General features: G+C 38.0%; 11 protein-coding genes. All 11 read right to left on the reverse strand.

What is annotated here, in order from left to right:
- Positions 1-96: 96 nt before the first annotated feature.
- Positions 97-2,199, reverse strand: a complete 2,103-nt coding sequence (ftsH, locus tag DYE31_RS11780) for an ATP-dependent zinc metalloprotease FtsH (protein WP_012664190.1) — start codon at positions 2,197-2,199, stop codon at positions 97-99.
- 116 nt (positions 2,200-2,315) lie between these two features.
- Entirely contained in the window at positions 2,316-2,858 is a 543-nt protein-coding gene (gene hpt, locus DYE31_RS11785) for a hypoxanthine phosphoribosyltransferase (RefSeq protein WP_046100640.1), read from the reverse strand.
- Between the two features lie 5 nt (positions 2,859-2,863).
- A complete protein-coding gene (gene tilS / locus DYE31_RS11790; RefSeq protein ID WP_012664188.1) occupies positions 2,864-4,144 on the reverse strand; it encodes a tRNA lysidine(34) synthetase TilS in 1,281 nt (426 codons plus the stop codon).
- A 251-nt stretch (positions 4,145-4,395) separates the two neighbouring features.
- The gene (locus DYE31_RS11795; protein ID WP_012664187.1) at positions 4,396-4,806 is read right to left on the reverse strand and encodes a S1 domain-containing RNA-binding protein; all 411 of its coding nucleotides are present in this window, start codon (positions 4,804-4,806) and stop codon (positions 4,396-4,398) included.
- Between the two features lie 134 nt (positions 4,807-4,940).
- Positions 4,941-5,312, reverse strand: coding sequence for an FtsB family cell division protein (locus DYE31_RS11800; protein ID WP_012664186.1), 372 nt, complete (start codon positions 5,310-5,312; stop codon positions 4,941-4,943).
- 14 nt (positions 5,313-5,326) lie between these two features.
- Positions 5,327-5,593, reverse strand: a complete 267-nt coding sequence (locus DYE31_RS11805; RefSeq protein WP_012664185.1) for an RNA-binding S4 domain-containing protein — start codon at positions 5,591-5,593, stop codon at positions 5,327-5,329.
- A gap of 1 nt (position 5,594) precedes the next feature.
- The gene (locus DYE31_RS11810) at positions 5,595-6,791 is read right to left on the reverse strand and encodes a MazG nucleotide pyrophosphohydrolase domain-containing protein (protein WP_012664183.1); all 1,197 of its coding nucleotides are present in this window, start codon (positions 6,789-6,791) and stop codon (positions 5,595-5,597) included.
- A complete protein-coding gene (locus DYE31_RS11815; protein ID WP_012664182.1) occupies positions 6,788-8,326 on the reverse strand; it encodes a polysaccharide biosynthesis protein in 1,539 nt (512 codons plus the stop codon). The genes DYE31_RS11810 and DYE31_RS11815 overlap by 4 nt, the downstream gene beginning before the upstream one ends.
- On the reverse strand, positions 8,316-11,834 hold the full coding sequence (gene mfd / locus DYE31_RS11820) for a transcription-repair coupling factor (protein WP_012664181.1): 3,519 nt from the start codon (positions 11,832-11,834) through the stop codon (positions 8,316-8,318). The genes DYE31_RS11815 and mfd overlap by 11 nt, the downstream gene beginning before the upstream one ends.
- Positions 11,831-12,403, reverse strand: coding sequence for an aminoacyl-tRNA hydrolase (pth, locus tag DYE31_RS11825; RefSeq protein ID WP_012664180.1), 573 nt, complete (start codon positions 12,401-12,403; stop codon positions 11,831-11,833). The genes mfd and pth overlap by 4 nt, the downstream gene beginning before the upstream one ends.
- A gap of 486 nt (positions 12,404-12,889) precedes the next feature.
- On the reverse strand, positions 12,890-13,534 hold the full coding sequence (locus DYE31_RS11830) for a 50S ribosomal protein L25/general stress protein Ctc (protein ID WP_012664179.1): 645 nt from the start codon (positions 13,532-13,534) through the stop codon (positions 12,890-12,892).
- Between the last annotated feature and the right edge of the window lie 116 nt (positions 13,535-13,650).

The raw sequence follows: 13,650 nt of genomic DNA on the forward strand, positions 1-13,650 counted from the left end.
TATTTTGGTCTAAAAAATCTCTTCCTGCGTATTCTCATGATAGCAGAAAGAGATTTTAATCTACATTATTTGATTTCAAACAACAATGTTATTTTATTAATCGTTGCGACGGTCATTGTTACGATCTGATTGATTGTTATCATGGTCATCAGAAGAAGAATCATTATCACGTTGTGCATCTTCACGTTTACGTGCTTCATATTCTTTTTGGTTTTCTTCTTCTTTGTCTACTTCGGCTTCTTCTTCTTGATATTTTTTATCTTCATCTTGAACTTCATCAAGAATTTCATCATAAGATTTACCGAATTTACCCTCTGCGAAGTCTTCATCGCCATGATTTACAACTTTAGCGTCATCATAATTCACTTCAGGCAATTTGCCGTCGTAGAATAATGAATGGATTTGTTCGCGTACTAAAGTTTCTTCAGTTAACAATGTTTTCGCAATCAATCGAAGTTGTTCTTGGTGTTCTAACAAGATTTGCTTACAACGTTCATATTGTTCTTTAATAATGCGTTGTACTTCTTTGTCGATTTCATAAGCAATTTGTCCAGAGTATTCTGGATCGCCTTGCATATCTTTACCTAAGAAGACTTGGCCGCTTCCTTTCGTAAACTGCATTGGTCCAAGTTTTTTACTCATACCATATTCAGTTACCATAGAGCGCGCAATTTGTGTTGCACGTTCAAAGTCGTTAGAAGCACCCGTAGAAACTTCATTAAAGTTGATATCTTCTGATACACGACCACCTAACAAGCCGCAAATCTTATCAAGCAATTCAGGCTCTGTCATTAAGAAGCGATCTTGTTTAGGAAGCATCATTGCATAACCGCCGGCTTGACCACGCGGTACGATGGTAACTTTATGTACCACTTCTGCTTCATCCAAGACCATACCGATAATTGTATGACCCGCTTCATGGTGTGCCACAATATTACGTTCTTTTTCAGAAATAACACGTGATTTCTTAGCTGGACCTGCAATAACACGGTCTGTTGCTTCTTCAATATCACGCATATCGATTTTCTTCTTACCGTCACGAACCGCAATTAATGATGCTTCGTTCAGCAAGTTTTCTAAATCGGCACCAGAGAAACCTGGTGTTCTTTGCGCAATTGCTTTCAAGTCTACTGTTTCATCTAGAGGTTTGTTTCTAGCATGTACATATAGAATTGCTTCACGTCCTTTAACATCTGGACGGCCGACTTGAATTTGTCTGTCAAAACGACCTGGACGTAATAACGCAGGGTCTAAGATATCTGGACGGTTTGTAGCGGCAATCATGATGATACCTTCATTTTCACCGAAGCCATCCATTTCTACTAATAATTGGTTCAACGTTTGTTCACGTTCATCGTGACCGCCGCCGACACCAGCACCACGTTGGCGTCCAACAGCATCAATTTCATCGATGAAAATGATACAAGGTGCATTCTTCTTAGCATTTTCGAATAAGTCGCGGACACGGCTCGCACCGACACCGACGAACATTTCAACGAAATCAGAACCACTGATTGAGAAGAATGGTACACCCGCTTCACCTGCAACAGCACGTGCAAGTAACGTTTTACCTGTACCCGGAGGACCTACTAGAAGTACACCTTTAGGAATTCTAGAGCCCATATCTTTAAATTTCTTATTGTCTTTCAAGAAATCTACAATTTCGATTAATTCTTGTTTTTCCTCATCTGCACCCGCTACGTCAGAGAAACGTACACGGCGTTTTTGGTTATCGTACATTTTCGCTTTGGATTTACCAAAGTTCATCATACGGCCGCCACCACCGCCGCCTTGTGCTTGACTAAGGAAGAAAATAAATAATAAAGCAATAACCAATACTGGAATCAATGTTGAAAGAATACTTACAAATACGCTTTGTTTTTCTTCTTCTTTAACTGTAAACTTCAAATCTTTTTGTTTGTGTGCTTCATCTGTGACTTTTTGCAAGTCTTTTTCGTTATTATATAGCATCGTTGAAGAATAATCTTCACCGCTCTTGGTTTTTCCGCTTACTAAATATACATTCTGTTCAGGCTGGATCTCTAAAGTTTTCAGATCGCCTTTTTCGAGTTTATTCGTGAACTGTGTATAAGAAAGTTGCTTTGGCATATTGCCATTACCATTCAGCCAAGAAAATAAACCGAATATAAAAACGCCAATGATTGCGATTACAAGCACATTGCGAAAAGCTTTCTGCATGCGTTTTTTCCTCCTACTCCAATAATAAAACTAACAAAAATTGTAACACAATATAACTTTTTATGGCTAGTATTTCAACTTTAAGAAAAACTTAACCATACACATGATTAAAATGTTTATTTATTTTGGTAAACTTCAGGTTTTAATGTACCGACGTACGGTAAATTACGATAAAATTCTGCGTAATCTAAACCATAGCCTACAACAAATTCATCTGGAATTTTACGTCCTACATATTTTGCTTCAATATCTGCTTTGCGACGATTAGGTTTATCTAATAGTGTCACGATTTCTAAAGAATTCACGCGACGTGATTTCAATAATTCAGTAATAGACTTCAAAGTTGTACCTGTTTCCAAAATATCTTCAATAATCAAAACATCTTTATTTTCGATTGAGCTGCCTAAATCTTTCAGGATTTTAACTTCTCCTGTTGATTCAGTTCCGCCATGATAGCTTGAAACATCCATAAAATCGATAGATAGATGTGTATCGATACGTTTAATCAAATCTGACATAAACATAGCAGATCCTTTTAAAATACCAATACAAACAAGGTCCTTACCTCTATAGTCCTTTGTGATTTCTGCGCCGAGTTGGCGGCAAATCTGCTGAATTTCATCTTCAGTCAGTAATATTTCCTTTAAATCATCTTTCATCATGATTACACTCCTAAATTTGTGATCTCTAATTTTTTTTCATAATTCGGCGCAGTAAAAAGTGTGCCGACTGCGACTATCTCCCCTTGTTTATTCAGCAATATGGGCAATCGATCGCGTTCGTAGCCTGGAACTTTGCGATTGATCATCAAGCGGTTGACTTTCTGATGGCCTCTGTTTTGAGGTAAAACAAAACGGTCACCTGCTTGGCGTACACGAACCACTATCGGCAAATCCGCATCCTCAATTGTTTCATCGATTATAATTTGATATGTACCAAACTGATAATGTCCTGATTGTGTAATCCGCTTCGGTGTTAAATCTGTATCTGTATAACCCATTATTATAAATTTATCATACACAATTTGAATATTCCATTTATCTGTCGCATAAATTACAGCTTGAGCAGCTGAACTCTCCAGTTGTGCAAACCATTCATGATAAGCATGTTCAGAAATAGGTTGGTTTTTTGTCCACTTATTCAACAACTTATCCATAACTGTAGTTTTTTGTGAATGCATCAGCTGGTTGAATGCATTGCGGTCTATATTGATACGCTCTTGTTCAGTTTCTGTATTTTCTTGAATAAATCGATCTGCAGTATCTTGCAGCTGCTGAAATTGTGCATCATGCCATTGTTTTAATTTCAATAATTGCGAAACATCCAGCTGCGGATTTTCATCAATCTCCGGCAAAATACGATTACGGATATCATTTCTGACATAATGGTTATCTGTATTAGATGCATCTTCATAATAAGGCACTTCATTGGTCACTTGATACTGTCTGATAACCCTTTTAGTGACATTCAGCAACGGACGAACCAATTTAAAACCAGGACGTGTTTCTTGTACAGACATCCCTAACGGACTTCTTGTCGATCTGCCTGTCATGATCCGGTAAAAAATAGTTTCTAATTGATCATCTTGGTGATGTGCAGTTACTAATACATTCGCACCAATTGTTTTCATGTGTGTTTCGAACCAATCATAACGTTGTTCACGTGCTGTATGTTGAATACTTTTTCCTTGTGCTGTCAGTTCAGATAAATCCAAATGATGGACAGCCAAAGGAATTTGATGCTTTTCACAATAATCGCGAATAAATTGTTCTTCTTCTTTTGAGGCTTCACGAATACCATGATTGACATGCAGCACGGTCAGTTTTTGATATGTATGTGCAAATTCTGTTGTTAATACATCAAGCAGCACCATACTGTCTACACCAGTTGAAACAGCTATAGCGAGATGGTCGTTTTCAGTCCAACCTTGTGTATAAATATTCATTGCCTTCACCTCGTTCACATGGTATCTAAAAAAGAAATGGTTGATGCTCAAACTTTATCGGTTTAAAAAAGGGACTTATGGATGAAGAAAGCTGTCTCTCTCGATCATTGCGGCAATAGTCGTAGTTGTTTCTAATCAGCCCCTATATTATACCTGTTTCATACTTCATTACAAAGAGATACGTATTTTATTTTTTCAAAATAAAATAGACTGTTCCCTAAGAAACAGTCTAGATTATATATAAGATGAGATTAGCGTCTAGAACCTCTGCCGCCTCTTCTTGATTCAGTTTGACGTTTGATAGAAGTCATTTTTTCTTCGCTATCTTTTAAGAAGTTGCTTAATTTCTTTTCAAAGTCCTCTGGTTTACTTTGTGCTGGTTTACCGTGGTGGTTATTGCCACCTCTATGGTGTTGTCTTTTTGGACGATCTTTTGCTTTTTTAATTGAAAGACTAATTTTGCCGTCGTCAGCAATAGATAGTACCTTAACTTCTACTTCATCTCCCACAGACAAATGTTCTTCAACATTTTCAACGTACTTGTCTGCAACTTCACTGATGTGAACTAAGCCACTTTTCCCTTCAGGTAATTCTACAAACGCACCAAATTTCTTGATACCAGTGACTTTCCCTTTAAGCTTGCTTCCTACTTCGATTGACATATCCTAAATAAATCCTCCGATTTCTTTCAATTTTAATTTAACTCTATTATATGCTTGTTGTCACAATTTAACAATGCTATATCAGTTAATTCAATTAGATATTTCATTTCCCTCTACTAAAAAGATTTATGCCTCTACTTTTTACCTTTATCTTTCGGTAATTTGAAAATCACTTCGCCGTCATTACTTAGATAATAATCATCACGTGCAATTTTCTCGATATAGTCTTTATTATTCAAATTGTTAAGCTGTTCTTTTAAAGCAATTTCTTCATCTTGCTGCTTCTGAAATTTTTCTTCTTTCGCTTTTCGTTCTTTAGCATCATCTGCATTGCTTCTGATTTGGGTGAACACCATAATAGAAAGAATTAAGATAATCGCCAGTAAAATACCCGCAAACAGCATAATACGCCGTTTCACGACACGTTTTCTCATCTCATGCCGTTTTTTCTTGCGGTTTTCATTTTCAATGTACCGATTCTCCATATGTTCAACTTTTCTATTCATGGCAATTCACCTCCTTAATCATTTTCGTTAATACGTTCTTCTTTGACGAGTTCATACATGCCTTTAGCGTTTTCTTTAGAAGCATGCTCATTTAATCCTGTTACTTTAATCGTAACCACACGTTGGCCGAAGCGGATCACAATCTCATCTCCGACTTTCACGTCCGTACCGGCTTTAGCTGTATTGCCGTTGACTTGTACACGGCCTTGGTCACTGACTTCTTTAGCCAAGGTGCGTCGTTTGATTAAACGTGAAACTTTTAAATACTTGTCTAATCTCACTCTATTTTCCCTCTTTCTTTTCTAAAAAGGCGCTTAGTTCTGCCTCATTATAGTCTTTATTTTTGATATCATCATACAACGCCATAAAATGGTCTGCAAATACTTTCTCAAATTTAACACGTTCTTGTTTGCCTTCTTCAGCTTTTGCCTCTGACCATATTGCTTTTAAATCCTCTACATTTTCAGCGTGCGCTTCTCCAAAAACATGAGGATGACGGCGGATCATTTTATCATTCATGCTTTCAATTACTTCATGGACATCCATGTATCCTTCTTTTTTGCCGATACTCGTATGCAGCATTACCTGAAGCAGAATATCTCCGAGTTCTTCAATCATATGCCAATCATCTTCATTATCAATTGCTTCAAACAATTCAAAAGTTTCTTCTAGTAAATAACGTTTCAATGAATCATGGGTTTGTTCTTTATCCCATGGACACCCTTTTTCATCATCTACCAAAGTATCAATGACTGATTCCGCAAAATCAAAATCACGATGCATTAAATCTGTATCTTCAATACGCGGCACAAATACGCTGGTCAAATTACTGAAAATATCATGATGATCTAGTTCGAATAATGGCGTTTCAATTAGTGCTGCACCTGTACTACGTGCGCCATCTACAATCCATACCGTATAATCATCAGGATAGCGTTCCATTAATGTCAGTTTTAAATCACCCGCTGTCATCGCACTATAGACTTGTGTAATCAAGGTATGCGTACGAATATTCAATTGCGATGCTTCTAAAGCTGTACCGTCCAACAATGTAAAGCCGTCATTCGGATCTGCTTGTACCGCTTCAAACACGTCATCAATGAAACTTTTACCGCCTAATACTCGCACTTTTACATCATCATGGCTCGCTGCATATGCTGTTAAGAGTGCAGTCGTAGTTTCAGCCACTCTCGGATGCCCAGGCACTGCATAGACGATATCTTCTGATTGTGCAGCTTCCACTAACCGCGCTACAATTTCTTCATATACCTCAGAAAATTCATCATGTGCTTCGTAAACATCATCAAAACTCATCCATTCTATTTCAGCTTGTTCTGTATCACGCAATTCTTGAATCACCGGGTGGTCCAGTGTACGCGCATAAACCTTAGGTGTATTGATTAAATAGCGGTATACACCTAAAGGCAGTTCATCAAGTCCATAATTGCCTAAACCTGCAATTGTAATCGTATGTGTCATCGTTTTCGTCCTTTCTTAAAGTGATACAATTTATCTCCAAACGGCATATGCTGCAGTTCTTTATAAGTCAGCAAGTTCAATCCTATAATGGCAGCAACCACCACTGCTACACCAGCTATAGCTGCAACAAGCAATTCCAACATACCTGATAAACGTTCAGTTGTCGGAAGCAGCCACATCACCACCTGTACCGTGAGCGTCATACCGACCATCGAAATGATTAATTTCATCACAAACGTACGCAAATGTCTGAAGCGGTAGAAGCGAAATGCACGCCATTGCAAGACACCCGCAAATAAACATAACGATAAAACCGTACTGATACTCGCGCCGATAATACCGATACGCGGAATCAACAAGACATTCAGCACTAATTTCAATAACGCTCCTGCCGCAAAGGTAATTAAAATTAAACGTGACTGACGACGTACCTCAAGCAGCGCAATATTGACCATAATCAGCGATACACAAATAACCGTTAGCATATAAATGACTAAAGTAGCCGTCAACACATCATTTTTAAAGAACACACGATTCATCAACGGCAGCAGATTCATTAATCCGACACCTGCTGCTACACTAATGGTTACTGTGATCTTCAAAGAAGCATTCGCATAACGATTCATACGCTCAAAGCGCCCTTCTCTGAATGCATTCGTCAATAAAGGAATTAAGACAAAACAAAAAGTTGTCGTCACAATCAGACCGATTTGAATAAAAGAAGCACCGCGGTCATAAATCCCTTTTTGTACAATAGATTCTTTAAATGAAAGTCCATAATGCTGCAATTCACGTATGACACTGAAACTATCCATCAATTGCCATGTTGTCACAATTAAATGAGAGGCTGAGAAAATGATAATTGCTGCAGTCAAACGTTTCCAAACTTGGCTTTCTATATCATTTTCACGCCACTGCCATTGAAAGCGAAACGGTCTTTTCCATATCAGGAACAACGATGCAGCTAAGAAACCGAGCGCTGAAGCAAGTATCGACCATTTACCAATTTGATAAATCGTGCCGTGACCGACCGCAAAAACGACGATCATCGCTAAAATGATACCGACACGCACAATTTGTTCAATCACTTGTGAGTAAGCCGGCAATTCCATTTGTTGACGCGATTGATAACTGCCCCGCAAAACGCCAAGTACACCGACCACCAAGAAACTGCAGCTCGCCATTTGTATCATCGGTGTCAAATGCATATCGCCCATAATACGCGCAATCACAGAAGCACCTGAAAAGACGATTAAAAATATCGCAAAACAAGCCGTCTGTATGCCGATTGCAACTTGGCTGATACGTTTGTCTGTCCAATGTGCACCGAAGTTTTGTGTCACCGCACTCGGAATCGCATTCATAGACAAAATCGTAGCCAGCGATAAAAATGGATACACTTGCTGGTACGCATACAGTCCCGCATCACCTAATACATTTTGATAAGGCACTCGATAAATTGCACTCAGTATTTTAACCGCAATTAAAGCGAGTGTCAGAATGACCACGCCATTAAAGGCTGATTTACGCTTCATCCGGTATAACCATACTTTCTTCCAATGATTTCATTAAGAATTTCAGACGATCGAACCATGCACCGGCGCGTTTATTTTTAGCCAATGTGACTTTCATTGCACCATCTTCAACACCGACTTTCATGTCGCGTCCTAAAGGCAAGGTTTGTTTGAATAATGCTTCGCCGTTAATATCTTCTGTACCTTTTTCAGACAGTTGGACTTCAACTGCTTTACCAGTGTCTTTAATATGCAGTACACCGACATTCAATGCATGAATACGCATTTCAACAATATCCAGCAAACGTTCAACTTGAATTGGATATTCATTGAAACGATCAATCAATTCATCTTTAATATCCATTAACTGCTCTTCATTTTCAATTTGACGGAGTTTTTTATAGATTTCAATTTTAGATTGTTCATTCGGGATATATTCTGTCGGCAGATATACATCCATGTTCAAGTCAATTTCGATTTCTGGTGTGGTTGTTTCTTCTTTGATGCCGCGTTTTTCGTTAACTGCTTCTTCTAACATTTGTGAGTACAAGTCGAAACCGACTGAATCAATAAAGCCGTGCTGCTGTTTACCAAGCAAGTTGCCGGCACCGCGAATATTCAAATCACGCATCGCAATTTTGAAGCCGCTGCCGAGTTCTGTAAACTCTTTGATAGCTTGCAGACGTTCTTCTGCTGTTTCAGACAACACTTTGTTTGTCGGATGCAAGAAGTAAGCATAACCGACACGAGATGAACGGCCGACACGTCCGCGCAATTGATACAATTGGCTCAAACCGAAACGGTCTGCATCTTCAATAATCAAAGTATTCGCATTCGGCACGTCTACGCCGGTTTCAATAATTGTTGTAGTGACTAAAATATCGTATTCTCCGTCGACGAATCCAATCATCGTATCTTCTAGTTCACGTTCTGTCATACGACCATGTGCCACACCGATATTGGCTTCAGGCATCAGCATTTGCAATTGTTCTTTCTTCTCATAGATAGATTGTACTTTGTTGTATAAATAGAACGCTTGGCCGCCGCGTGATAATTCGCGTTCAAGTGCTTCTTTGATGAAATTCGAATTTTGTTCTAGGACATAAGTTTGGACTGGGAAGCGGTTTTCCGGCGGTGTTTCAATAACAGATAAATCACGTACTCCAAGCATACTCATATGCAACGTACGCGGAATCGGTGTTGCTGTCAATGTCAAAACATCAACGTTTGTTTTCAATGATTTAATACGTTCTTTATGTCTTACGCCAAAACGTTGTTCTTCATCGACTACAAGCAATCCTAAATCTTTATACTTCACATCTTTAGCTAAGAGTTTATGTGTCCCTACGACAATGTCGACTGTACCGTCTTCCAAACCTTTTTTAGTTTCTTTAACTTCTTTCGGTGTACGAAAACGACTCATCAACTCAATATTTACCGGGAAATCTTGCATACGTTCGATTAATGTTTCATAGTGTTGCTGTGCTAAGATAGTTGTCGGAACCAAGAAAGCCACTTGTTTGCCTTCCATTACAGCTTTAAAAGCAGCACGCAGGGCAACTTCTGTTTTACCATAACCCACATCACCGCAAAGCAGACGATCCATAGGACGTTCTTTTTCCATGTCATCTTTGATTTCTACTATAGATTTACTTTGGTCTGCTGTTAAATCATATGGGAAGTCCATTTCAAATTCATGTTGTTGTTCAGAATCTGCGCCATATTGATAACCTTGTGCCATTTCACGTTCACGATACAGCTCAATCAATTCATCTGCGATATCTTCAACACTTTGTTGAACTTTAGCTTTCGTTTTCTTCCATTCCGTACCGCCAAGTTTATTAAGTCTCGGTGTTTTATCTTCAGAAGCAACGTACTTCTGCACTTGATCCATTTGATCGACAGGTACAAATAGTTGGTCTGTCCCTTTGTATTGGATTTTGATGTAATCGCGATGTACATCTCCGACTTCAAGTGTTTCTACACCTAAATAACGACCGACACCATGATGGACATGGACTACATAGTCTCCGATTTTTAAATCTTGATAAGATTTAATACGTTCTGCATTGCTCATTGTCTGTGTGCGTTTTTTAGCTTTTTTCTGTTTAGACTTGAATAATTCACGTTCTGTCACAACAGCTAATTGCATATACGGCAGTTCAAAACCTTCTGAAAGACTGCCTTCGACAATGACTGCGTGGCCGCCTTCCATATGTTCTCCTGCTGTACCTTCTACAACTGGAATATGCATCTCATTCATCATTGATTTAACGCGTTCTTTTTTCGTTTCTGTTTCAACTAAGACGACTACTGTATAGCCGTTGTTGACATAACGTTGAAATTCCGAACGCATAATATCATATTGTCCATAAAATTGTTGAACAGGTTTACTTGAGAATTTAATAATGTTATTTAATTTGACCGGCATACTCGTAGTGAAAAGTGTGAAGTACGTAATATTTCTCGTGTTGATAAGTTCTTCAAAAGCTTTATCATTCATAAACTGCTGGCCGATAAAACCTTTTCCGCTTTCGATTAATTGCGTCATAAAGTCATTGACTTCTGTTGTTAAAGTTTCTTCTGTATCTTTTACTCTATTGTATTCATCTACAGCGATAATCGCATTGTTGCTGATATAGTCTACAAGTGTTGCAGGCTGTTCATACATAAAAGTAACTAATCGACGGATGACTTGGTGATCAACAAAGTTGCTGTCGAATTGTAAAAAGCTTTCGTACGTATCTTTAACGTCATTGCGTACTGACTTATCAATTTTAGGGCGTGTATTTTCATATGCTTCTTTTAATTGTGTTTTGATACGCTTAAGCACATCATCCGTAATAATATAATCACTGGCTGAGGTAATTTCTACTGTCTCTTGATTTTCTTCAGAACGTTGTGATTCTATATCGAATTGACGGATTGAATCCACTTCTGTATCAAATAGCTCAATACGTACAGGTGCGCCGATTAACGGATAAATATCAATGATACCTCCGCGTAATGAGAATTCTCCGATATGCGAAACAGCAGTTTCTCGACGATAACCCATATCGACTAATTTATTAAGGAAATCATCAACATCAATATCGTCACCTACTGATAATTTAAGTTGGTGTGACTGCCAGATATCGACAGGTGTTTGTAATTTTTTCAGCCCGTTTAAAGGTATGATAAAGAACCCTCGCTGTCCTTCGGCTAAACCAGTAAGGGTACGTACACGTTCACTCATCAATTGAGGACTTTGGGTAGAAAACTCTTCAGTCATGATGTCTTGAAGCGGATACTTGTAAATTTCATCATCATTAATATATTGTTGTATGTCTGCCTCTAACTTATCTGCTTGATAGAGGTTATTTGTGACTACTACAAGCGGACGATCAGATGAGAGATACTTCTCTGCCATCATCGTTGCTTTGACAGCACCTGAAAGGCCAGTTACTAAAACATTCTCTTGACCAAATGCATCGTTTAACTCTTCATATCGTTTATCTTTATTTATATAATCTGTAATTATTGATTTCACGAGACCTCACCATTATATTCATTCATCACATGATCAAATCGAGAATTAGAAACATAATCTTCAACCGCATGTGCAGAATGTTCTATTACTTTATTCATTGTTTCCATTTCTTGTTTCGAAAATTTCTGTAATACATAATCAGGAACTGACATGCCGTTCGTCGGTCTGCCGATCCCGATACGAATACGTTTAAAGTTATCTGTACCAAGATGCTGGATAATCGATTTCATTCCATTATGACCCCCGGCACTTCCTTTTTGACGCAAACGCACTTGCCCTTGCGGTAAATCTAAATCATCATAAAGAACTAATAAGTCTTCTGGATCTACATTATAATAATCCATTAATGGACCTACAGCTTCTCCTGATAAGTTCATCATTGTCATCGGTTCAATGAGTAATACCTTCTCTCCGCCAAGTCGTTCAATTGTATATGCACCGCGGAATTTTTGTTTATCTAATTTAAATTGATTAGACTCCAATAGATAATCTATCACTTCGAAGCCGATATTATGTTTTGTTTGTTCGAATCGTTTACCGATATTGCCTAATCCGACAATACACTTCATGCTTTTTTCCTCCATCTCTATAAATTAAAGCGTTAAAATGACATTGATCTCGGTGTGGATGATGGTTATTCAATGTCTATGTAGTATGGTTTCACACCCTATCTTAACACAAAAATCTCTCAGCTTAACGAGTTAAGCATGAGAGGCCATTTGTTATTTTTAAAATTAAAAGTAAAGAAAGAAAAATACCGTTGTTATCGCATATTTCAAAAATAGCAGATAACAGTAAAGTGTTATTCCGAAAGTTTATGTTCTTGTATTATATCTGCGTTGTATTCTTATTGTGAATAACACTCTACATTAATATTATATTCTTAATTACGCAAAGAATCCTTTGCTGAAAAGAACAAAAACGCGTTGTTGTTAACGCTTCCAACCGCGATTTCTATAAATTTGCGGCGTATTATTACATATTATCGTCCATAAAAAAAATACCATTTGCGCCATTTAGCACAAACGGTATTTTCAAATAAAGCGAGAATAAGATTATTCTTCGTCTTCTTCTTTTTCTCCAACAACTTCTGGTTCAGGAGTATCTGCATCGCCAGCTTCAACTTCTTCAATTTCAGCTTCGCTTGGTCCTTGAGTTGGAGGTACTACAGTTACAACTGTAGCTTCTGGTTCGTTTTCAATAGTGAAGTCACCAGTAGTGTTTAAATCAGCAACTGATAAGCTGTCGCCGATTTCTAATCCAGAAATTTCTACTTCAAGATATTCAGGAATGTTTTCTGGAGTAGCTGTTACTTCAAGGTTGAATAATGGTTGGTCAACTACGCCGCCTTCTTTAGCGCCTACTGCTTCACCAACTAAGTGTACAGGTACTTCAACAGTACGTTCTTCACTCATGTTGATTGCTAAGAAGTCGATGTGAGTGATTTGGTTTTTAAGTGGATCGAATTGGTAGTCTGCAACCATTACTTTGATTGTTTTAGAACCTACGCCTAAATCGATAACACCGTTACGTCCAACTTCACGGATAACTTTGATGAATTCTACTTCATCAACTTTAACTGATACGTTTTTTTGACCGTAACCATACATAACTGCTGGTACTTTACCTGAGTTTCTGATTGCTGTTAAATCAGAACGTCTTTGTTTACCTTGACGGATAATAGACTTTAATGAAGCCATTTCCTTTTTCCACCTTTCGTATTTGAGATTAGATACTGCGCTTTATATAAGCAAAATATAATTAATCTCTCCGCACTTACCCATCGATATATCATCGCTTGCAAGTGTTTAATATG

Source organism: Staphylococcus carnosus (assembly GCF_900458435.1).
In the GTDB taxonomy this organism is placed as follows: Bacteria; Bacillota; Bacilli; order Staphylococcales; family Staphylococcaceae; genus Staphylococcus; species Staphylococcus carnosus.